At 70.0% G+C, this 20,253-nt stretch carries 22 protein-coding genes; 7 read left to right on the top strand and 15 right to left on the bottom strand.

Features of this window, described 5'->3' with window-relative positions; all coding sequences use genetic code 11:
- Positions 1 to 148: 148 nt before the first annotated feature.
- From PIJ49_RS02470 to PIJ49_RS02460, 3 genes are all read right to left on the bottom strand, one after another.
- Positions 149 to 901, bottom strand: coding sequence for a hypothetical protein (locus PIJ49_RS02470; protein ID WP_271825610.1), 753 nt, complete (start codon positions 899 to 901; stop codon positions 149 to 151).
- Positions 902 to 1,048: 147 nt separating this feature from the next.
- Positions 1,049 to 1,873, bottom strand: a complete 825-nt coding sequence (locus tag PIJ49_RS02465) for a hypothetical protein (RefSeq protein WP_271825609.1) — start codon at positions 1,871 to 1,873, stop codon at positions 1,049 to 1,051.
- Positions 1,870 to 2,949, bottom strand: a complete 1,080-nt coding sequence (locus tag PIJ49_RS02460; RefSeq protein WP_271825607.1) for a hypothetical protein — start codon at positions 2,947 to 2,949, stop codon at positions 1,870 to 1,872. The genes PIJ49_RS02465 and PIJ49_RS02460 overlap by 4 nt, the downstream gene beginning before the upstream one ends.
- A 174-nt stretch (positions 2,950 to 3,123) precedes the next feature.
- Here PIJ49_RS02460 and PIJ49_RS02455 point away from each other — a divergent pair, with 174 nt between their 5' ends.
- Positions 3,124 to 3,687, top strand: a complete 564-nt coding sequence (locus PIJ49_RS02455) for a hypothetical protein (RefSeq protein ID WP_271825606.1) — start codon at positions 3,124 to 3,126, stop codon at positions 3,685 to 3,687.
- Positions 3,688 to 3,738: 51 nt separating this feature from the next.
- Here the strand turns inward: PIJ49_RS02455 and PIJ49_RS02450 are convergent, their stop codons facing one another.
- Genes PIJ49_RS02450 through PIJ49_RS02430 form a run of 5 tightly spaced genes read right to left on the bottom strand, consistent with a single transcriptional unit; the run spans position 3,739 to position 8,957 of the window.
- On the bottom strand, positions 3,739 to 6,399 hold the full coding sequence (locus PIJ49_RS02450) for a hypothetical protein (protein ID WP_271825604.1): 2,661 nt from the start codon (positions 6,397 to 6,399) through the stop codon (positions 3,739 to 3,741).
- A gap of 12 nt (positions 6,400 to 6,411) precedes the next feature.
- Positions 6,412 to 7,038, bottom strand: coding sequence for a hypothetical protein (locus tag PIJ49_RS02445; RefSeq protein WP_271825603.1), 627 nt, complete (start codon positions 7,036 to 7,038; stop codon positions 6,412 to 6,414).
- Between the two features lie 3 nt (positions 7,039 to 7,041).
- The gene (locus tag PIJ49_RS02440) at positions 7,042 to 7,413 is read right to left on the bottom strand and encodes a hypothetical protein (protein ID WP_271825602.1); all 372 of its coding nucleotides are present in this window, start codon (positions 7,411 to 7,413) and stop codon (positions 7,042 to 7,044) included.
- Between the two features lie 34 nt (positions 7,414 to 7,447).
- A complete protein-coding gene (locus PIJ49_RS02435) occupies positions 7,448 to 8,452 on the bottom strand; it encodes a hypothetical protein (protein WP_271825600.1) in 1,005 nt (334 codons plus the stop codon).
- Between the two features lie 43 nt (positions 8,453 to 8,495).
- Entirely contained in the window at positions 8,496 to 8,957 is a 462-nt protein-coding gene (locus tag PIJ49_RS02430; protein WP_271825599.1) for a hypothetical protein, read from the bottom strand.
- 65 nt (positions 8,958 to 9,022) lie between these two features.
- On the opposite strand from PIJ49_RS02430, the gene PIJ49_RS02425 reads away from it, so the two are divergent.
- The 4 genes from PIJ49_RS02425 (at position 9,023) to PIJ49_RS02410 (ending at position 11,495) form a co-directional block, all read left to right on the top strand.
- Positions 9,023 to 9,889: a hypothetical protein gene (locus PIJ49_RS02425; RefSeq protein ID WP_271825597.1), complete on the top strand. Its 867-nt coding sequence runs from the start codon at positions 9,023 to 9,025 to the stop codon at positions 9,887 to 9,889.
- Between the two features lie 92 nt (positions 9,890 to 9,981).
- Entirely contained in the window at positions 9,982 to 10,485 is a 504-nt protein-coding gene (locus PIJ49_RS02420) for a hypothetical protein (protein WP_271825596.1), read from the top strand.
- 55 nt (positions 10,486 to 10,540) lie between these two features.
- A complete protein-coding gene (locus PIJ49_RS02415) occupies positions 10,541 to 10,963 on the top strand; it encodes a helix-turn-helix transcriptional regulator (protein WP_271825594.1) in 423 nt (140 codons plus the stop codon).
- Positions 10,953 to 11,495, top strand: a complete 543-nt coding sequence (locus PIJ49_RS02410; RefSeq protein ID WP_271825593.1) for a hypothetical protein — start codon at positions 10,953 to 10,955, stop codon at positions 11,493 to 11,495. The genes PIJ49_RS02415 and PIJ49_RS02410 overlap by 11 nt, the downstream gene beginning before the upstream one ends.
- A 274-nt stretch (positions 11,496 to 11,769) precedes the next feature.
- Here PIJ49_RS02410 and PIJ49_RS02405 read toward each other — a convergent pair whose 3' ends face one another.
- A complete protein-coding gene (locus PIJ49_RS02405; protein WP_271825590.1) occupies positions 11,770 to 13,923 on the bottom strand; it encodes a DEAD/DEAH box helicase in 2,154 nt (717 codons plus the stop codon).
- Between the two features lie 9 nt (positions 13,924 to 13,932).
- On the bottom strand, positions 13,933 to 14,529 hold the full coding sequence (locus tag PIJ49_RS02400; RefSeq protein WP_271825588.1) for a hypothetical protein: 597 nt from the start codon (positions 14,527 to 14,529) through the stop codon (positions 13,933 to 13,935).
- Positions 14,530 to 14,568: 39 nt separating this feature from the next.
- Here PIJ49_RS02400 and PIJ49_RS02395 point away from each other — a divergent pair, with 39 nt between their 5' ends.
- Positions 14,569 to 15,327 (top strand): helicase associated domain-containing protein, encoded by a 759-nt coding sequence (locus tag PIJ49_RS02395; protein WP_271825587.1) that lies wholly within the window; start codon positions 14,569 to 14,571, stop codon positions 15,325 to 15,327.
- On the opposite strand, the gene PIJ49_RS02390 is transcribed toward PIJ49_RS02395, so the two are convergent.
- A complete protein-coding gene (locus PIJ49_RS02390; RefSeq protein WP_271825586.1) occupies positions 15,324 to 15,707 on the bottom strand; it encodes a hypothetical protein in 384 nt (127 codons plus the stop codon). The two genes, PIJ49_RS02395 and PIJ49_RS02390, sit on opposite strands and share 4 nt — an antisense overlap.
- A 132-nt stretch (positions 15,708 to 15,839) precedes the next feature.
- On the opposite strand from PIJ49_RS02390, the gene PIJ49_RS02385 reads away from it, so the two are divergent.
- Positions 15,840 to 16,925: a hypothetical protein gene (locus tag PIJ49_RS02385; RefSeq protein ID WP_271825584.1), complete on the top strand. Its 1,086-nt coding sequence runs from the start codon at positions 15,840 to 15,842 to the stop codon at positions 16,923 to 16,925.
- A gap of 8 nt (positions 16,926 to 16,933) precedes the next feature.
- Here the strand turns inward: PIJ49_RS02385 and PIJ49_RS02380 are convergent, their stop codons facing one another.
- The 4 genes from PIJ49_RS02380 to PIJ49_RS02365 all read right to left on the bottom strand — a co-directional run bounded on the left by PIJ49_RS02380 (position 16,934) and on the right by PIJ49_RS02365 (position 20,018).
- Positions 16,934 to 17,728 (bottom strand): hypothetical protein, encoded by a 795-nt coding sequence (locus tag PIJ49_RS02380; RefSeq protein ID WP_271825582.1) that lies wholly within the window; start codon positions 17,726 to 17,728, stop codon positions 16,934 to 16,936.
- A gap of 57 nt (positions 17,729 to 17,785) precedes the next feature.
- Positions 17,786 to 18,997 carry a WGR domain-containing protein gene (locus PIJ49_RS02375; RefSeq protein WP_271825580.1) on the bottom strand — a complete coding sequence of 404 codons (1,212 nt, stop codon included), beginning with the start codon at positions 18,995 to 18,997 and terminating at the stop codon, positions 17,786 to 17,788.
- A 101-nt stretch (positions 18,998 to 19,098) separates the two neighbouring features.
- A complete protein-coding gene (locus PIJ49_RS02370) occupies positions 19,099 to 19,515 on the bottom strand; it encodes an SLOG family protein (RefSeq protein ID WP_271825578.1) in 417 nt (138 codons plus the stop codon).
- Positions 19,512 to 20,018 (bottom strand): phosphatase domain-containing protein, encoded by a 507-nt coding sequence (locus PIJ49_RS02365; protein WP_271825577.1) that lies wholly within the window; start codon positions 20,016 to 20,018, stop codon positions 19,512 to 19,514. The genes PIJ49_RS02370 and PIJ49_RS02365 overlap by 4 nt, the downstream gene beginning before the upstream one ends.
- Positions 20,019 to 20,253: the final 235 nt, after the last annotated feature.

The following is a 20,253-nucleotide window of genomic DNA, read 5'->3' as shown; positions in this document are numbered from 1 at the left end:
TCCGAAAGCGCGTGCCACTGAGCTGTCCATTCGACTCACCGCGCGTGGTCGGTCGCTTCCCGTGCGCCACACGATGCCCGCTCCGTCCGGCTCGTTCGCAACAGTCAATCACGCGCACACGGCAGCGTGGCGTTCGGCGGACTCGACTCTAGGAGCCGTCGAGGGCAGGAAAAGAGGTGCCATCGAGGATCGCGCGGACGAGCTGCTCGAAGGACGGGTCCAGCGCGATCGACAGCTCGACCCCGGCGACGGTGATCACGTTCCGGCCCTCCGGCAGACCGGCTGTGAAGTCGGGGTCGGCGTCGTCACGACGGATCCCCGCGTCAAGCAGCGCTCGAGCGGCCGCGTCTTGTCGGTCCGCGCTGAAGTCCCGCCAGGTGGAGGCGCCGTAGAAGGCATACCGGACCGCAGCTCCGTCCGGGTCGGACTGGACGCCGGTGTGGGCGATGGCGACCTGCTGTACTTCGGCTTCGGTCGGCCCGTCGATCCAGTTGATCGTGAGCCATCGACCCCAGGAGTCGGTGCGCTCCCCCAGCTGCAGCTGATGGCTCGGGAAGCGAGCACTCAGCTGCTCGGCTGCACGCTCGAGGGATTCGGCGACGGTGAGGTCGCGGACGGGGACGCCGTCGTCCCAGCGCGCCGCGGCAGCTTCGAGCTCTGAGGCGATGCCCGCGCTGTCGCCTCCGTTGCCCGACATCGCGCTCCGCAGCGCAGCCTCCCACGCATCCTGGCGATCGATGTTCCAGCGTTTCGCGAGCTCGGACTCGGCGACGGTTCGGGCGTCGTCGCCGACCTTGCCCGCGAGCTGCGCGGCAGCACGGGACTTCAGGAAGTCCTCCACAATCGCGCGGCGACGCTCGGCGTCGTCGTGTTCGTCGCGTGCGGCGTTCGCATCAGCCATGGAGTGTTGTCAGGCCCTTCCGTGCGGCCAGGTGAGGCCGGTCGTCGGCCGACCGCTTCTGAGCATGCGGGACCGTCGTCGCCTTGGAGATTAGCAGCCCGCTGGCAGGGCGCTCGCGTGCTCGGCAGAGCCCCCCCCCCGTCCCGGTCATGCTGCATGGCGGCGGCCCGCAACCGCGTCGAGGAGGCGCTGCAGATCCGTGACAGCGTCGTCGAGGAGCGCCGGGTCGACGTCAACGCCACCGTCCGGCTGGATCTCGCTGAGCAAACCGAGCATGACGTCGCCGACGCGGACCGGACCGTCGAACGGATGGTCGCCGAGCATCTCGAGAGCGATCGCGAGGTGCCCGACGAGCGCTTCACGGGGATCAGTGGCAGCGGCGAGCGAACGCTGGAGGCTGTCCGCGATCGCAGCCTGCTGCGTCTTGAGCATCCCCATCAGCGCGGCGGTGCGGGCGGGTGCTGCTGCGCTGAGGATCTTCCGGTGGAGGTCCGCGCGGATCCGGTCGAACAGCTCGTCGCCGCGCGACGGATCGGCGCACCAGGCTTCCGCGCGTCGCCGGGTGGCGGGGTCGCTGAGGTCGAAGCCGTACCACTGCTCGAGGTCGGCGAACCCGCGGTCCCGGTCGAAGAGTCCTGTGGCGCCGAGCGCGAGCACGACGGTGGCCGCCCAGACGCGGCTGGCGATCGTGGGGACCGCCGTACTGGTCTCGGGCGGCGCAGCGAGCGGTTCGGGGAGCCACGCGAGGGGGCACCAGAGGAACGAGACGGACCCGTGCCAGGCCTGCTGCTGCCGGATCGGCAACGGGAAGGCGACGAGCGGGTCGGTGTGCACGTCGGCGTCTGCGAGGCCGGTGACGGCTTGGAACGCCCAGCGGCGCCGGAGGAGGGCGTCGAGGTCGTCGGGGAGGACTGGCGCTTCCCCGGCATCGAGGAGGAACGGCCGGTACGCGTCCTGCAGGGTGGCGGTCACTTCGTGGCTCCTTCGAAGATGTGCTCGAGGTCGGCCGCGGCGGCGCGCTCCGACGCCTCGAGGTCGGTCTCTGCAGTGTCGAACGCCGAGCGGACGCGCTCGAGCTCGGCGGCGAGGTCGGTGGCGGCGCGCTGGACGACGTCCGGGGTGGGGGCGTGCTCTTCCGGGTCGATGCACGCGCCGATCTCGTCGAGTCGTTCTGCTGGGGTGAGTTCGTCGCGGGCGTCGAGTGGCGGGAGGTCGCGCAGGAACTGGCTGGCGACGGCGGCGGTGCGGAAGACGACGGCGGCGAGCCCGTCGGCGGACCGGACGGCGGCGGAGGCCTCAGCGAGGTCGTCGGCGAGGGTGTGTGCTGCGACGTGCCAGGCTGCGGACTGGTAGGCGAGGAAGGTCTGGCCGACGCGGTCGAGGGCCCACTCGTCGTCGTAGAGCGCATCGGCGGCGGCGAAGTAGGGCTCGAGGTCGATCCTGTCGAGGACGGTGTCAGCGCCGCCGGCGACCCACGCTTCGACGCGCGCGAGGCCCGCGGGGGTGTCGATGCGAACGTCGTGCAGCGCGAGGACATCGACCCATCCGCTGGCGGGGTTGTAGAGCCCGGTGGCGGTGAGCTCGAAGGCGAGTCGGAGCGCCCATTCGGCGTCGGTCTCCTGCACCTCGATCCCCTCGTCGTCGGGGTCGGCATCGTCGTCGCGTTCGACGTACGTCAGGGGCATGGCCTGCCGTTCGGGCAGCCAGGCGAGGGGGTGCCAGTAGGCGGCGGCGTTCGGTGCGCCGAACCGGACCGCCCCGTCGTCGTCTTCGCGGTACTTCGGCAGCGGCACGGTGACGATCGGATCGAAGTACACCTGGTCTGGGTCGAGGCCGGTGTCCTGGATGTAGCGCTCGGCGCGCTGCACGGTGTCGCGCGCGTGCGCGGCGACGACGAGGCTCTCCTCCTGCGGCGCGCCGTCGTCGCCGGGCAGGCTGGCGTAGGTGAGGTACGGGCGGTGCAGCGCCTGCTCGAGCTGCTCGAAGCGCTGCAGCGCCTCGCGGGCGTCGATTGTGGGCGCCGTCTGGTCGGTCGGGGTGTCGGTCACGCGTGCTTCTCCTGCCGTCGGTTGGCTGCTTGATGCGTCTGCCATGCACCCTGCGACGACCTGCTACACCACCGGCGATCTTCTAAGATTGCGGATATCACTGGCCACCGACATCGCGCGCAGCGAGGCCGGCACGCTCGCCCCGGGCGGCGGCCCCAGCAGAAAGGTCCGCTCGTGCTCCACCGACGCCTGCACGTTCGCCTCCTCTCCTCCGTTGCCGCAGCCGGCCTCATCCTCACCTCGGCCGGCTGCGCGAGCTCTGCCGGGAAGACCGGCCCGATCCCGGAAGCGCTCACCGGCACCTGGACGTGCACGATCGACGCCGAACAGGGCAAGCACGTCGGCTCCGTAGGCGATGCCGACGACACAGCGCTCTGGTACTACGGCGGCGACCGGTACACGGTCACGATCGCGACGAAGACCTGGAAGCTCGAAGGCAAGCAGAACGGCAAGGACGTCACCGCGGAGGGCAAGTGGGGGCGGCAGCAACTGCTCTGGGCGCCGAAATCGGATGCGATCGACTACGAGTTCACCTCGCGGGACGAGCACGAGGGGACGTCGGTGACGCTTGGCCCTGAACTGACCGATGAACCGACGGAGGTCACGGAGGACTCCTACGGAGACTCCCCCGACTTCCTCACCTACGACGCGAAGGTGACGGTGAGCGCCACCCGGATCCACGCCCAGGTCGACGGCAGCGTCTACGCCGAGAAGCACGGGGTCACGTGCTCGAGGTGACACACGAAGGGCCCGCTCTTGCGCGGAGCGGGCCCTTCCCGTGCGCTCGGATCAGCGCTTCATCGGGGGCGTTCGGCGACGGCCGGCGATCGCCCGAGTCGCTCGCGTCGGACCAGATCGTGCCGCCTGGCCGCGGCGCATCTGGCTGTGAACGCTGGGCCGCCGAACCGCCGCCCGCACGGGCGCGTCGACGGCCGGAACTGCAGACGCGGTCTCGGCGCGCTGCATGTACGTCTGGATGAACTGACGACGCTCGACGACGTTGCGGCGGTGCTGACGTACCATCCGGGTGCCGACAACGGTCGCCGCGATCCCCGTCCCAATCGGACCCGCCGCAAGGCCGCCGGCGACGGCGGTGGCGTTGCCGAGCGTGCGCCCGGTGCGACTGGTCGTGAACGACCGGGCAGCCCGAAACGCGGTAGCGGAAGACACGGCACCGGAGCGAGCGGCGCGCCCGAGCCGGCTACGCGCCACCTTCGCGCCGGACGCGCGGATCGCGTGCCCGGCCTGCCCTGCACCGGACCGGAGCGCCGCACCGATGCCGGTCTGCCCGGCACGGCGCATGAGCCGGCCCTCCCAGCTGCTGGCGTTGCGCTTCCTGCGCTGGGCAGCCCACGCCTTCTTCGCATCCGCCATCCGCTGCCGCAGCCCCGAGCGAGCTCGCGCGGCTTCGTCGCGCTTGCGCTTCGCCGCCGCGCCCACAGCGGCGGCACCTGCCGTAGCGCCGCTCCCGGACTGGCCACGGAGCCGGTTCCCGGCTGCGGAGGCGGCACGACGGGCACCGGTGCGTCCGAGCGCTCCTGCGCGCCCGGCCATGCTCTCCAGCATGCTGTTACCCGCCGACGCGGCGCCGGTGCGTGTGAGCATCTTGCCCCACGCGGCCGCACCGGTGACCGTGACCGGGGACGGCAGCCCGGCGCGCTTGCAGAGGAGGTGGAGTCCGATGACGGCGATCAGTGGGGTGAGGCCCGCCCAAGCGAGCGCGACCGGGTTACCGGCTCCGCCGAGGAGCGCGTTGCCGGACCAGATGAGAGCAGTGACGATCAGCTGCAGCACCGCGAGCACGAGCGAGAGCGCCGCGCCGAAGACGAGCACACCGATCAGCGCCCGCAGGTTCAGCAGCACCCCCTCGAAGTGGCTGCCGCGCGAGATGAGCGCCCTGACCAGCGCGATGAATGCCGACAGCACGAACAGCACCGCCATGAGCGCGGCGAGGATGGCACCGCCGGAGAGCCCGCCGAAGACGACGAGGTCGATGACGCTGCCGATCGCGCCCACGACCACCGCGGTACTCCCGAGAGCGAGGGTGGTGTCGTCCGACCCGCCGAGGCTCGCCAGGAAGGACCGCACGTTCTCGTCGTCGACCTTCTCGGAGATGTCCTGCGGGGACCAGCTCGTGACGTCCTTGAACACCTTGCCGTCCTTGTCGAAGGCCTTCGCAGCCGGGCTGCTCCACCAGATCGAGCATCCCTTCTGGTCGATCTTGAGGTCCTTCCAGGCCTTGTCGATCGCGAAATCGACCTTGTTGCCCTTCACCTCGGGGTGGCAGGCGGCCCAGGCCGCAACGTTGGCGGCCCAGATCTCGTCGTCATCGCTCCCCGCGCCGAACGGCGCAGCTGCGGAGATGTCCTTGTTCTTGTCGGATCGCGCCGTGCCTGGCAGGAACCCCGTCTTCCCGGACGTGTCGCCTTCGGAGGCCTTCCAGCCGGCGTAGGCCGTGTACTCGGCACTCGTCGCGCCGAAGGAGGTCGCGTTGGCGTCGAAGCCGCGGCACCAGGTGTACTCGGCGTACGGGTTGACGCCGTACTGCGCGACGACGGCCGCTGCGACCGAGGAGCGCACGTACATCGAGTTCACGGTCGAGACCGCCGCCTTCGTGTTGGCGTTGCTGTTCGCGGCTGCCTTCGACGCTTTGAGGCGGGCCTTCATGCCTTGCAGCTGCGCGTTGCAGGACAGGTTGCTGCGGTCTGAGCCGATCTCGCCGTTACCGGGCGCTGCGCTGATGACGCTCGAGGCTCCCCCGATGATCCCTGAGACGATGCGCGAGCTCTGCTGCCCGAACCAGACCGGGCTGCCCGGCGCGGCGCGGTACACCTGCGTCTTGCCGTTCCACGTGCCGGCGCCGGCCTGCGCGACGGTGACGGTCAGGATCGAGACGACGATCGCCGTGGCGCCGAGGCGCCGCAGCAGCAGGCCGACGTCGTGACGCGCGGACCGGACTGTGACGACCGCGCTGACGATCAGGAGGCCGAGGAGGATCAGCGGGCCGCGGCCGTCGGTGCCTTGCAGGATCGCTCGGCCGAGGGAGCTGACGGCGCCGTCTATCGTGCGGCCGAGCGGCCCGTCGAGGACGTTGAAGCTGGAGGCGAAGGAGATGAAGCTCTGTATGACGCTCCAGCAAAAGCTGGAGACGCTGATTCCGAAGGCCTGCGCACCTCGTGTGATGCCGTCGAGTGCCGTCTCCGCCCATCCGCCGCTGAAGTTGCTGTGCAGCTGCATGGCACCGTTCCAGCGGGAGATGGGACTGGACGCCGAGCCCAGGAACTTCGCGATCGCGCTGTCTTCGTCGGATGCGGCGTACGCGGTCTGCACCGGGAGGAGGATCAGCGCAGCGGTCAGGACGCTCAGCCAGGTGCGGCGCATCCGGCTGAGCCGGCGGCCCGCGGCGCGCCGCTTTCGAGCGGGCACGTCGGGGTTGGTGGGGATGGGCACAGTGCGTTCCTTTCAGCGGTCGGCGGACCAGCGGTCGGGCACCGCGGTGGGGGCCGCAGATTCGGCGGGCTCGTCCCAAGCGGACGGCACGGCCGTTGCGGTCGGGGCGGACCGATGCGCGAGGCGGTCGAGGATGGTGGGGCGCGCAGGCTGCTGCTTCGTGTCGTCGAGGGCGCGGAGCATCGCGATCGGGGTGTCGATGACGACGGGGATCAGGATGTTGACGGTGGCGGGCTGGACGGCCTTCGTGCCGACGAAGAGCCGCCCGCGGCTGCGAGCGGCTCTTCGTCGATCGACCAGTCCCTGGTAGCGCAGGAGACGCAGGCCGCGTCGTTCTCGGCCGACGAACAGCCACACCGACGCCGACCCGGCGAGGACGATCGGGATGAGGCTGAGGTAGAGCTGCTGGTAGAGCCCCACCGTGGCGAGGATCCACGACATCGCGCCGCCGAGCGGCAGACCGACGAGCGTCGCGCCGCCGAGCCAGGCGATAAGGGAGCGCTTGCCGACTTCGACGCCGACGACGTAGGTCGTGACTTCCCGGTCCTTCTTCCTGCCGGTGAGCTCGGTGAGCGCGTACACCTTCGGCAGCGACGCCTGCCACTGCTCGAGCGCCTCCCTCGACAATGGCTTCGCCATCGCCTACGAACCGATCAGGCGGAAGAAGCCTTCGATGATGCCCGCGAAGATGCGGAACAGCACGTTGGCGACGGTGAGGATGATCGGGATGATCCACTGCGGCGACGCGCATACGAGACCGATCACCAGCATCGCCCAGGGAAGGCTCTTGAAGGTCTTGCCGCCGCCGTGGCGGGACTTATAGAGCCACCCGCCGATGCTGAGCACGATGATGATGATGCCGATGATGCCCAGCGCGACGCCGAGGCCGCTGGGCCACAGGCTGAGGAAGTTGTTCCAGGACGTGGTGAGGTCGCCGGTGCCCGCTGCGGAGACCCGGGTTGGCGGCGCGGCGGTGAGGTGGGCGGCGGGCGTGGTGCTGATCTCGATCGACATCAGGGCTGGGTCCTTTCGTTCGGCGTTGCGTTGGTCACCCTGCGACGACTTGCGAAACGGGCAGGCCGGCGTCGTCTCCGCCGCGGGCGGTTGCGACGGTCATGGCGCTCGCCCAGAGGTCGTCGGCGTACTCGGGGTAGCTGGTGAGGACGGCTGTGACGCTGGCGAGGTCACGGTTCGTGGCGTGCGCGCCGAACGGAGCGAACAGGGCCTGCTCCCCCGCGTCGTCGAGCTCGCCGGCCTCCCATGCGCGCGCCGCAACGAGCACCCCGCCGACCTCCGCGACTGTCTTCCTGGCCTTCGTCGCGGCGGCCGGCAGGATGGACGACGGGGCGGTGAGGGCTGCGTCCCGGGTCAGCGCGATCGCATCCCAGACCTCGCGGCGCGCGTCCGTCTGGCTCGCCTCCTGGTTGAGGCGCGCCGCGAGGAGGCTCGCCGCCGGTGACATGTCCGATGCGTGGCCGGCGTCGGTGTTCTCTGGCGCGACAATCACATCCGCGAGCGTGTGGCCGTCTTCGTCGATCGGGACCTCGAGCGAATGCACCTGCGCGGGCTCGTGGAAACCTTCCTTGGGCCGGTCGCCGGGCTTCGCACGCCGCCGGATGTCGTCGGCGAGCTGGTCGCGCACACCCTTGTCGATGGCGACGCCGGCGAGCTCGAGCTGCGCGATCTCCTCACGGAACACCCCGAGGGCCTTCTGGTCTCGGTAGTTCATGGTCGGGTCGGAGCCCTTCGACATCACGGTGCGGGTGATGTGCTTGATCAGTGCGGCGTCCTCGTCGACGGTCAGCGGTCGGCCGCCTCGCCGCTTCTGCGCGGCGAGGATCCCGATCATGACTTCCTGCCGGGTGTCTTCGACGTCCTCGGGTCCGAGCCGGTAGCGGCCGGCGCGCTTGGCGATGCTGGAGTGGACGAGGCGCGACACGTCGCGGGTGTCCTGTGCGGTGGTGTCCAGGCGCTGCTCCGGCTGGCTGGACTTGTACTCCGCCCAGCGCCCGTCCACCTCGCGCGGCGGCTGAAATGTGTCGTACGGGGTCATGTTGAGGATGTGACCCGGGAACGACGGCGGTTCGGTCGCCCGCTTATGAGGCGTTGTTGTCGGGCCGTCGCGGCGATCCGAACAGCATCCGGTACTGGTGGTCGAGGGCCTGCGCGAGCGCGTCGTCCGTCACGTCGAAGCGTGCCACCGGCGTCACGCTGCAGCCCCAGTCGACGTCGCCGTGCCGGTAGGCGCGGCCGCAGCTCGGGCAGATGATCGTGTCGTCGTCGTGTGCACGGCTGACTGCGTCCATCATGACCGTGCCGTCTGCAGCGCCGGCGGCCCACCAGCCGGACTGGGACCCGTTGCCGCAGGTGCAGTCCTGCTCGAAGCCGTCCTCGTCGATGGTGCACGAGCCGCCACCGGTGGCGACGGTGCGGTACGCGTCCGGGGCCGGCGCTGGTGCTGTCTCGAGCACGAGGCGACCTTCCGGCGCGCTGCCGAACATCTCACGGAAGGTGCCGTCCGCGGCGCGGTCGTGCTGTGCTTCGTTCCACTCGCTCATGTGGACGATGTGGCCCGGGCCACCGGCCCGCCGGTGCGGATCCGGCAGGCCCCTATGCTCTGGCTGTGGGGATGAAGGACCGGCAGAGCCCGGCGAAGAAGATCGTGATGGCGGCGGCTACAGGAGCCGCACTCGGGGGCGGGTTCGCCGTCGGCTGGCGGCTGCTGCGAGGCAAAGCAGCAGGAGCGGGGTCACGAGCCCAGGAGCAGGATGCGACGAGCGCCGGCGGGCAGCCCGGCCACGAGACCCAGGCGACGAGCGGCGGCGACCAGCCCGGCCACGAGACCCAGGCGACGAGCGGCGGCGGGCAGCTCAGTCACGAGATCCAGGCGACGAGCGGCGGCGGGCACGCAGAGCCTATTGAGGAGCCGCGCTGGACGGACGACATCGAAGTCGTTGGCCGGTTCGTCCTCGTGGTCGTGTTCTTGTTCAAGACTGTGCAGATCCTCTGCTCAGCGTTCGCCGGTTGGACGTGGGGCGATGCGTCCGCGAAGCAAGCGACAGCCGCGGCCGTAGCACTCCTCGCGGTGCAGTTCAGCGCGTCCGCTCTGGTCATCCACAGGCGCTGGGGCTGGCTCCTGTGCGATGTCGCGTCGGCTGGCCTCGCCATGGCGTCGCTCTTCTCACTCGTCCCCGAGACGGGCATCGGCAACTCGCGCAGCGTCCTGTTCGCCTTCCTCGCCATCGTCCCTTTCGTTGTGGTCCGCTGCGCCGAGTATTTCGGCGCGACGGAATCGGTCCCGGTCTGGGACTACTACTCCACTGACTGGCGGAGGAAGCAGATGCGGGCAGAGCACGCGAGAATCGCGCAGCTCGACGCCGATCGCAAGGCGACGTGGAGCCGGAGGCGACAGGCGGCCCGCAGGGCGCTGGCAGGCCTTCGCGATCGGCTGCTGGGCCGTCTGAGGCGCAGCGGCTCGAGGAGGCTGTAAGTGCTACGGCCGCTGGGCTTGCTCTGGTTCCGCTCAAGTCCGCTCGGACTCGTTCCTGAGCGTCGTTGCAGATCCGTAGACTCAGCCGGGTGATGAGTGACCCCGAGGATGCGCGCGACGGCTCCGCGTCGATCTGCACGCGCGAGGAGTTCGCTCCGATCACCTACCACTGGTACCCGCACTCCGGGGAGACGTTCGCGGTAGCGGTCCGGCAGCTCCTCGCTGCATCGGACCTGTCCAAGGACGCGCAAAGTCACGTGTTCTCCGAAGTCGGCGCGCGCATGAAGCTGCTTCGGAAGGGGCGGCTGCGCGAGGTGGACCACGTGAAGGGTCCGATCGACACGGTGACGGGCCTTGACCTCTTCGAGGTGCGTGTCCGTGGCGAGGTCGGTGAAGACGACGACAGCGATGTCCTCGTGCGGATCTACCACGCCGAACCGACGAAGCTGCGCTCGCTCGGGGGCTCGACCGTGATCGGCCTCCACATGCACATCAAGGACGTCTCCAATCCGGCGAAGGTGCGGGAGCGTCAGGACGAGGAGATGCAGAAGGCGCGGCAGCGGTTCTTCAAGGGCCGTCCGACTTCCTGGGCGTGATGCCCTGAGCGAAACATGTGCACTCAACTGCAGAAAGGGATATAGGGTTTGGCCTATGACCACGAACGAGTTCGATGACGGACTGGGCTTCGAGGACGAGGAGACCCCCGCTGAGCGTCTCGGTCGCGAGCTTGCCGAAGCCGACCTGGAGCTGATCAACACCATCCGCACGAAGCGCCTCGAGCGCGGCCTCTCGCAAGCCGAGCTTGGACGCCTCATCGGCGTCTCGCAGGCGACGGTGTCCGAGTTCGAAAGCGGCGCCACCGAGCCGCGCCTGCAGACCATCCGCCGCTACGCGCGCGCGCTCGGCATCATGATCGAGCACCACGTCCGCGACGCTGACCTCAGCTACGCGCGCGGCACGATCACCCTTCACACGCAGGTGTCGGCGACCGTACACGTTCAGCGCGCCGGCCAGGTGGGCTCCTACAGCGCAGACGCGAACAAGCAGCGCACGGATTTCGCTCTTGCTGCCTGACTCACCAGCCCCCGAGGCGGACGACTTCACTAAAACCGACGAGGTAGCTGAGGCGCCGCGCGAGGTTGATGACATCCTCGAGATGGTCAGCCTCGTCGAGCTGAGCGACGTCTACGTCTGGGAGGAGCGCGGCCGCCGCATCGACGAGACCGCCACCGAGGAGGACCGCGAGCCGCGGATCCGCCAGGTGCTGAACGTCGGCGACCGGGATGACTTCCTTGGCGTCGCGTTCCGCTTCCGGATGAGCGTCGACGACCGGCAAGGCAACGAGTTCATCGCCGACTACCAGGCTCGGTACGAGCTCGCGGCGCCGGCCCAGTTCACCTCCGAGGTACGTGCCGAGTTCGCCGAGCGTGTGGCGTTCTTCACGGTCTACCCGTATCTGCGCGCGTCGATCCAGATGACGGCGTCGCGAATGGGCGCGCCCGCGCCGGTCCTTGCGATCGTCCGCGCCGGCGAGTTCAAGCTCGGCACGACGATGACGGACGAAGCCGTCGCGACGGAGTTCCGGGACACCGTACCCGAGGCCTAGGCGACACTTCCCGATGGACGCGGCGCTGACCCCTTGAGGTCGGCGCCGCGTCCGACGTCACCCGGCCGAGACCACGGCGACGCGCGCGGGCGCGTCGTCGTCTGGTGCGAGGCTCCGTGTCGGCTCCGTCTGCAGCGCCGTCGTCGCCAGGAGGCAGGCCGCAGCGACGCTGACCTGCTCGGCGGCGCAGGCGTCGGCCTGCTCGGCGGCGAGATCCAGGCGCGCGACGAGTGCGCGGAGCCCGTCAGACGCGGAGCCGGACCGGTACGGCAGGTCACCGACGATGTCGCAGGCGAGGACACGTGCCAGCTGTAGCGGACGTCACACCGACACCCCGTTGCTGGATCCGTTCGCCGATGAGCCGCTTCACCAGCCGCGCAGGGGTGATCTTCTCGTCCCTCTCGGCCCGGAACTGTTCCGCGCCGGCGTCGCCGAGGACGGCGGCGACGACTTCTGCCTTGTCCCCGAGGATGCGCACTGCGTGCTCGTCGAGCGTGCCGACCGCGACGGGGATGTGCGCCCGGACGGTCCGCAGCTGTCCGATGCGTCGTTGACGGTCCACCGCCTGCTGCATCTGCGCTGGCGTCCAGTCGAACTCCGCGAAGATCGCGTCGGAGCCGCGGGTGAGGGTGATGCCCGCGCCGACGGCCATGATGGAGCAGATCAGCAGCGGCACCTCTCCTGCCTGGAACCCGTCGATCAGCCGGTCCGCCGCGCGCTTGGACGTCGAGCCCGTCAGGGCGGGGGCGCCGCCGGTCGCCTTCTGCAGCGCGTCGATGACATCGGAGTGGTGCGCCCACACCAGTAGTGGGCGTTCCTCCCCCGTGCGGGATCCAGCCTCCTGGTGCGCACGGATCATCTCGAGAACTGCCGGCACTTTCGCCTTGCCGGCGGCGCGGCGGAGCCAGGAGACGAACTCGATCGCCGTGTCGACGTACTCGTCGATCTCCGTCGCGTTCGGCAGCCGGCCGGTATCGTCGACCGTCTTCTGGATCCAGCCGTCGATGCGCTCGAGGATGTCGCGGTGCGTCTGCTCGTACTGCTCCAGGTCCACGGTCTGGTCGAAGATGGTGATCTCCGGCTCCGGGAGGTCACGCAGCACCTGTTCTTTCGTCCGGCGGACCCAGACGTGCTCGACGAGCTTCCGGTTCAGCTCGCGGAGCGTTCGCTTGTTGGCGTGCCACTTCCCGTGCTGATCCTGACGGCAGTACCGACCGAGGAATGCCGACGAGCCGCCGAAGACGCTCGACAGGTGCCCGGTGAACTCCAGCAAGGACACCAGCTCCTGGGGTCCCGACATCACGGGGGTGCCCGTCAGCGCCAGCGTCTTCGCCGTCGGCACGTCAGCCTTCAGCCGCAGCATCGCCTCAGCTCGGGCGGAGGTGGGCGTCTTCAGCAGGTGCGCCTCGTCGGCGATGATCCACTGCGGGGACCAGAACGCAACCTGCGCGCCGATCGCCGGCCGCTCGGTGAGCATCGAGTACGGCACGACGATCACCTTGGCGTCGTCGAAGCTCGGCACCTTCCGGCCCGCCTGCACGACGACGATCTGGCTCTCGTCGGCGAGGCCGGTCTTCACCACCTCACGACCCCAGTGCGTTGCGACCTTCGGCGGGCAGGCGACGAACACCCGCTCCGCGCCATCTACCGCGGCGGCAAGGAGGCTCGTGAGCGTCTTCCCGACGCCGGGCTCGTCGGCGAGCAGGGTGTGACCGGCGGCGACAGCGAGGGCCCCGGGAATCTGGTGCGGCAGCGGCGGCATCTTCCACCATGGCGGCGAGTGGCCGACCACGCCGGCAACGGCGCGCACGTCGTCTTCAACGCTCTGACGGCTTGCCGCGACGCACAGGCGCGACGCCGCGGCCTCCAGCCCGGGCACGAGCGGGCTGGTGCTGCGCAGTGTGTACGCCGCGTCGACGGCCGCGGGATCCCAGAGGACGCCGTGCCGCGGGACGCCCGCGACGAGCACGTCGCTGACCGGCATGCGGAACAGCTTCCGCTCCCCGTCCCACAGCGCAGCCGGTCCGATTCGTTCGCGGCAGCCGTCGAAGCCGAGAAGGCGGTGGCGCACCAGGACGGTGCGCCGGTCTTCACTGAACAGCGATACCGGTGTCACCATCTGGTCAAGCGAGTACACGTCGGCGAACTCGCCGTCCCCGAGCCCGGTGATGGTGAACCCGGCCTCCGTCAGCGTCGCGGTCGGGGTCGGCCCGGTCCCGGTGACATGCCATGCTGCGCTCGTCGGGTCGAAGCGGGCCCCGGGCAACGACTTCACCCAGGCGATGAGTTGCTGGCCCGTGCTGGGGTGGGTCGCGCGGGGTGGGAAGCTCAGCAGCAGCGACGGCTGTCGCGGTGTGCCGAGCAGTCGTGCACGCAGGGCGGAAGCGGGCCCGTGCAGCTGTGGCTCAGCGAGGATCGGGGTGCTCATCGCCGCCGCTCAGTCGAAGAGCACCGGCGAGGGCAGGTGCGCGTCATCGAGCATCGCGGCGAGCAGCCCAATCGGATCGAGGTCGCTGACGATGTGCGTCCCGTCGCCGGCGAAGATCGCCATCGCCGCCACGTGCCCGATCCCCGTGAAGGTGCGGTCGAGGGTCGCGATGGCGACTGCACGGCGCACGAGGACGGCGCGGTGCCATGCAGCGTGCTCGCGGGTCTCCTGCGCGAGCGCGGCCGGCGCTCCGCTGCAGAGCGCGGCGTGCCCCGCCGCGGCTGCCTTCCGGTGGGCTGACGCGACCACGGCGTCGAGCTCGCCGAGGAGCGCCCGGCCGCTGTCCCAGTCGCGACGGACAGCGAACGCCTCCCAGCGATCCGAGTCGAGTCTCACGCTGGCTTGCAGGGCGGGCAGTACCGAGGCGAACAGCCAGTCGGTGGCGCGCTGCCAGGCACGCTGGTCACGGGAGTCGGATGTGCTTGCTGCCGCGACGAGCGCCTCCCAGTACGGGTCCTCGCGGGCGACCGGTGGTAAGGCCGGCGCGATGGCACGTGTCCAAGCAGCCAAGGTGTCGCGGGTGGCCCGTTCGTGCAGCATGTCCATGCTCTGTCCTATGCACCGCGCTCGGCTGAGGCCGCCTGCGTGGGCTGGCAGGATGACGAGGAGCCGACGGGGAGGGGCACCATGGCGGAGAGCGCGGCGGATGCTCCGTGGGCGACGATGCTCGCCCGCGCGAAGGAGATTGCCGGCCGAGACGGGGGCGTGGTGAGCGCGGCGGTCTCAGCGGACGGCCGCCAGGTCGGACAGTGGCTCGCTCGACAGCGCCTTCGGTTGCGGGCAGGAACGCTCGAAGCCGAGCGGATCGCCAAGCTCGACGACGCGGTCCCCGACTGGAGAGACGGGAAGCGCCGCGGCCGCCTACCAGACGACGACCGGTGGTCTCGCCTTCTCGCTGCAGCGGTTGCCGTGGCTCGTCGCACCGGCGGCGTGCTGACGACGGCGACGGTCGATGACCTGCAGGTAGGTCAGTGGCTGGCGACGCAGCGCAAGGAGGACCGGGCGGGGTCCTTGCGCTCGGACCGACGCCAGCGTCTCGACGAGGAGTTGCCGGGGTGGACTGCACGCGCTGAGCAGCGTCACCGGGAAGAGGCGTGGGCAGCCACACTCGTTCTCGCGGAGCAGGCGTACGCCGAGCTCGGGGCCGTGCCAGTGACCGCAGAGCGCGACGACGTGCGCGTGGGTATCTGGCTGAGCAACCAGCGGCAGCAGCTTCGCCGCGGTCGACTCGCACGCTCGCGGGTCGCGGCCCTGGATGCGGCGATTCCGGGGTGGAGCGGGACGAAGGACACCCCGCGGCCGGAAAGCAGCCGCGGGGTGTCCGACGTCGTTGATGGCGCCTAGGCGGCGGCCTCTGCGTCGCAGAGGTGGTTGCGGAGGTCTTCGGGGTCCTCGAAGCTCTCCTCGCAGGCGCTGCAGTAGCGCTCGTCGGCGTGCGTGCCGCAGAAGCCGTCCTCGCCTTCGCCGTCGTCAAGGCTCGCGAGGCACTCGTCGACGCGGCAGACGTCTTCACGGTCGAAGTCGATGTCGAGGTCGATGGCCAGCCGCCGCCAGGCCACGCGAACAGCCTCTGCGTCGCTGCCGACCGGGCGGCCGAGTTCGCGGTCGCCGACCTCGGAGATCGCTGCGAACTCGTCGCCGCCCCAGCTGGGCGAGGTGCCGAGGATCGCGGCGACGCGCTTGCCGAACCGGGCGAACTGGGCTTCGGTGATGTCGTTCTCCATGCTTTCCCTATGCACCGTGCCAGACCGTGCGCGTTCGCCGAGTGTCAACGCCCAAGCACTGCAGCGCAGTAATATTCTGATATGTCTGGCTCTTCGGCGAAGCGGTACCGACAGCGCGCCCGGTCATCAGGCGTGGCCTCGGGTCCGTTCTTCCACGGTGGCTTCCCCGGGCTGCAACCCGGCGACCACCTGTTGACGTACAACCAGCAGCGGCGCACCGGAACGGCCACACTGCATCACCTGCAGGCCGGCTACGCGGATGGCACGACGGATCCAGACATGGTGTACCTGTCGACGGATCCGGAAGTCGCTCGCGCCTTCGCCGCGCTGATCCGGCAATCAGATGAGCAGACCGGCGTGATCTTCAGCCGCGGGGCGCTCTACGAGATCGAGCCGATCGGCCGAGTCTTCCCCGATTCCGACTTCCGTCCGGACGTCGCCGACGCGGCCGGCCGCACGGCTGGATCGTGGAGTGCGCGCGGCGCGCGCATCGTCCGCGTCCTCGAAGATCAGGTGCATCTCGACAGCTACTCCGCCGCGGCGAGGACAGGCCCCTTCCGGGCCTGGGCAGATGGGTCACCAATCTACGACGCGCACGGCTTCTTCCTCGCGACCCCTGTGCTCCGCGAGCGCGGCTACGACGATGCGCGCCTCCGACGGGAGATCCCCAGGTGGGCGCCCATCGAGCTCGTCGACGCGATGCTCAACCGCACTCGGTCCGGCCAGCGCCCTCGATCCTCAGTGTGCCCGTCGATCCTCCGGGAGGCGGCGGACTGCTGGCAGGTATGGGAGAGGCGACGCCGGCCGCTTGCTGCCGGCGTCACGGTGCGAGAGGTGCCTGGGGCAGAGTCCGCCGCGGACGACCTGGTCGTCCTGCGAGCGGCCATCGGCGAGCAGGTCGTGGGTGAGGTTCGGTTCCGGCCGCGGCCGATCGTCTGCGGAGTCGCGTGGGAGGTAGCGGCGCTCGAGGTCGAGCAGGCCTGGCGCGGGCGGGGTGTGTCGACGTTGCTGTTGACGTCGACCGATGCCCGCGGATTCGACTGTGTCCCAGCGTTCGTGTTCGGTGAGTGCGCACCCGACGACGCCGCGGTCTTCGCCGCCGCCGGGTGCGTGGTGCTGCGTCCGGACGCGGACGCGCCGTTCCCACTCGAAAACAGCGTCCCCTTCCCCGTCCCCGCGCCGGGCCGGTGCTGGTTCTTCCGTCACGATCGGTACTGACCCGTCGGTCAGCGGGTCATCGACCTGCCCGCGTTGATGTGCTCGAGGGCGCGGTTGCGGAGGCGGGTCGCGGTGATCGGGTTCGTCTCTTCGAGCATGCGACTTGAGGCCGCCATGGCGAGGGCGTCTGTTGCACGCCGTTCCCGGCCGTCGCAGGGACCGTCATCGGTCGCAGCGTGCCCCCAGCGCCCAGGGACTCCGTCGAGCCCGTTGCCGATCGGCTCGTCGCAGTGCTTGCAGCGCGCCACCCCCGCCCCGACCTGGTCATAGTCGTCGAACCAGTTGTCGTGTGGCTCGGCGGTCGTCACGTCCGGACGTCCCGCGCGGATGCGTTCTGCGGCAGCAGGATCCGCCCACGGGAACGTCGTCTGGATCGCCGCCGTCATCTCCGCAGCCGTGCGGCTCCCGTCCACGGCGAGGACGGGGTAGGCCTCGTCCTGCAGGTACGCTTCCGTGGCCGCGGCGAAGTCCAGCCGGGCTGCGCGGGAATCGCCGGGGCTGCGCGCGTCGCGGACGGCGCAGTCGTAGCGATCGACGATCCGCCGGGCTCGCTCGTCGTCACGTGCACGCAGCACGGCTTCCGCTTCGTCCGCGAGCATGTCGTACCGTGCGATTGCGCTGCGCCTGCCGGCGTGCACGGCGGGCGGTGGCGTCCGGTTCATCTCCTCGAGGAGCAGGCGAGCCTCGTCGCGCCACGTCACCTCGCTGTGCGGCGTGAGGACAGCTTCGGGGGCGCTGCCCGGCATCTCGGTGAAGCGGCCGCTGTGGTCCCTGTCGTGGAGGGCTTCGTTGAAGGTGGTCATGCTGAGGATGTGGCCCGCGGGACGCCGGTCCGGGCCGGATTCCCGCGGGCGGTGGGCTCAGTGGAGTTCGAGCAGGTAGCGGATGTTGATCTGGTTGAGGTCCCAGACGATGGTCTCGTTGTTCCGGACGCCGCAGGTGCCGCCTCGGACGTCGATGGCGTTGTAGCGGCGGTGAACGTCGGGCCGGAGGGCTTCGTGACGAGCAGCCGGCCGGAGGGTGCGGCCGAGTGCGACGTCGGCGAGCAGCAGGAAGTGCTCGCGGTCGCGGCCGCCCCATACGCCGGTGCCGGAGTAGCCGGTGGCCTTCGAGGACTGGTCGGTGAGGTAGACGCCGTTGCCGAACATGCGGCCGTTCTCGGCGACGTCGCTGATGACGAGGCCCTTGGACAGGATGGAGAGCACGTTGCCGGCCGCGGTTCCGTGCCAGAGGGGGCGGACGTTGCCGAGGGTCTTCGCGGCCGCGGCGGTCGCCGCGCTTCCGTCTGCGCTGTCGGTGAGGGCGTACACAGCCTTGACGCGCAGGTCGCTGGCCGGGTGGCGGTGGATGCGGGTTCGGTGGAAGAGCGCCGCGACACGCTCGTGCTCAACCCGGTCGGTGACCTTCGCGATGCGGTAGCGGAACGTGGCGTCCGCGTCGATGGTGGTGGCGGTCTGCAGCGCGTCGAGGAGGCGGTACTGCTCCCGCAAGCTGCCGCGGGCGTCGAAGAAGTGTTCAGCCCATCCGGCTCGCGCGGGCACGGCTTGCGGGACGAGCGTGAGGTAGCGGTCCAGGAGCGGCGTCCACAGCTCGTTCGCGGCTCGGTGGCGGGAGATCGAGTGCAGCAGTGCGCGCGCCTGGTCGACTGCTGCGGGCGTGATGGCGCCGAGCGCTGTGCGTGCCCCGCTCGTGCTCGTACTGATCCGGCCGCCCGAGGTCGTCTCGATGGTGTGGCGGTTCGCTCGTGCGATGCGGGCGACGAGGTCTCGTGCGTCGCTGTCGGCGTCGGCAACCTGCATCGCCGTCGCGGCGATCGTCGCCATGGCCAGCGGGGCGATCGGTGCGGTGTCGGTGCTGGTCGGCACGACCTCGTAGCCCTTGCGGCACTTCTGGTCGATCGTGGTGTCGTAGACGCGCCGGCCACCGCTGACGCGCTGATGCTGCCCCGTCGCGCCGACGCGGCCCCACCGCTTGTCGACGGTGCCGTCGTCGTGGAGGGTGAGGCTGTAGAACTTGTTCGAGTTCTGGTTCGACGCGACGTACACCAGCGTGGTCTCTTCGATGACGCTCATGCTCTTCCCAATGCGCCGGGGAGAGGAGGCAGCGAAGCGCACGGACGGCATCGCCTGCGGCAGCGGTCACTGCTCTGCGTGACCGCGGCAGCTGCGTGCGGTCAGGGCGCGCCGCGCTGCCAGAACTCGCGCACGGGGATCGCTGCGGCGCGCGCGATGCGGACGCAGCCGGCAGTGCCACGGTTGCCGGCGCCCTCTCGGTAGAACGCCAGGCAGACTGATGCGCCGGCTGCCACCATGTCGGCGTTTCGACGATGGCCCGCGGAACGATCCGTGGAACCGTCGGCGGCTCGCCACTGCGCAGGGTGAGGCTCGTCGACGGCGAGAGCGTCCGGGACGTTCCTGGTCAGGTCGCGGGCGATGCGGTCCGCACCTCGAGCGTCGCCGTGCACGATGGTAAGCGGGCCGCCGAACTCGACGCGGATCTGGTTCAGCGCCGCACGGACCTGTTCGACGTCGTCGAAGTCGCGGCTGCCGGTGATCAGCACCCTGCTCCGCGGTGGCTGCGGCAGCGTCACACGCCCTCCTCTGCGTCGCGCGGCGCAGGCATCGCGATCGGGTCGTCCCAGCCTGGGACCACGGTCACCGGGATCTGCTCCGAAGCCCAGAGCGCGATCACACTCGGGTTGTCGTCGTAGGCGTGCGTCACGCGGTAGCACCTGCGGATCCGTTCGAGGATGTCCCACTTCACGTCGGCGTCCAGCCGTCGATCGTCGTCGTCTCGCATGAAGAGCTTCGCGAACGGGACGTCGTGCTTGGTCAGCCGCGCTCGCGTGAACCGCTCGTAGCGGCGTCGCCGCGCGGTGACGACGAGCACGGAAACCCCACCGTCGTGCAGCGCCCGCGCGGCGCTCACCACGTCCGTGTGCGGGTTGCAGAACACGCACACGCGGTGGAAGGCATCGAAGTCGCGGAAGGCGCGGTTCGGATGCAGGTAGTGCCGGATCGGCGCGACGTCAACGAGCGTGCCGTCGACGTCGAAGATCACGGCATCACGCAGAGCGACGGGGGAATCGGTCATGGTTCTGTCTATGCACCGCGACGACGACGCCCCGCGGCCCATCCCGGCAGACGCTCGTCGAGGGCTGCCTCGCCACGGGCGCACGGTTGATGGTGATGTGTTCGCTTCCGGGCAGCGACATGAGGTTCTCCAGATGTCGGCTCGTTGACTACTGGGAGTCAGCACAACAAGCGTGCGCGATATGCGGAGGATCAGTGTACCGAGCGGCTACTCCGTTCCAAGGAGGCGCGACACG

Source organism: Curtobacterium uvaldense (assembly GCF_028307415.1).
GTDB lineage: Bacteria > Actinomycetota > Actinomycetes > Actinomycetales > Microbacteriaceae > Curtobacterium.
Note: the sequence above shows the minus strand (reverse complement) of the source record. Positions and strands in the feature narration are given on the sequence as shown.

Bases quoted from the DNA above. Each gene is read 5' to 3' on its own strand.
- PIJ49_RS02470 (WP_271825610.1), bottom strand. From the start codon at position 901: ATGGCTGATGCGAACGCCGCACGCGACGAACACGACGACGCCGAGCGT.
- PIJ49_RS02445 (WP_271825603.1), bottom strand. From the start codon at position 7,038: ATGGCGAAGCCATTGTCGAGGGAGGCGCTCGAGCAGTGGCAGGCGTCG.
- PIJ49_RS02440 (WP_271825602.1), bottom strand. From the start codon at position 7,413: ATGTCGATCGAGATCAGCACCACGCCCGCCGCCCACCTCACCGCCGCG.
- PIJ49_RS02435 (WP_271825600.1), bottom strand. From the start codon at position 8,452: ATGACCCCGTACGACACATTTCAGCCGCCGCGCGAGGTGGACGGGCGC.
- PIJ49_RS02430 (WP_271825599.1), bottom strand. From the start codon at position 8,957: ATGAGCGAGTGGAACGAAGCACAGCACGACCGCGCCGCGGACGGCACC.
- PIJ49_RS02420 (WP_271825596.1), top strand. From the start codon at position 9,982: ATGAGTGACCCCGAGGATGCGCGCGACGGCTCCGCGTCGATCTGCACG.
- PIJ49_RS02415 (WP_271825594.1), top strand. From the start codon at position 10,541: ATGACCACGAACGAGTTCGATGACGGACTGGGCTTCGAGGACGAGGAG.
- PIJ49_RS02405 (WP_271825590.1), bottom strand. From the start codon at position 13,923: ATGAGCACCCCGATCCTCGCTGAGCCACAGCTGCACGGGCCCGCTTCC.
- PIJ49_RS02400 (WP_271825588.1), bottom strand. From the start codon at position 14,529: ATGGACATGCTGCACGAACGGGCCACCCGCGACACCTTGGCTGCTTGG.
- PIJ49_RS02390 (WP_271825586.1), bottom strand. From the start codon at position 15,707: ATGGAGAACGACATCACCGAAGCCCAGTTCGCCCGGTTCGGCAAGCGC.
- PIJ49_RS02380 (WP_271825582.1), bottom strand. From the start codon at position 17,728: ATGACCACCTTCAACGAAGCCCTCCACGACAGGGACCACAGCGGCCGC.
- PIJ49_RS02375 (WP_271825580.1), bottom strand. From the start codon at position 18,997: ATGAGCGTCATCGAAGAGACCACGCTGGTGTACGTCGCGTCGAACCAG.
- PIJ49_RS02365 (WP_271825577.1), bottom strand. From the start codon at position 20,018: ATGACCGATTCCCCCGTCGCTCTGCGTGATGCCGTGATCTTCGACGTC.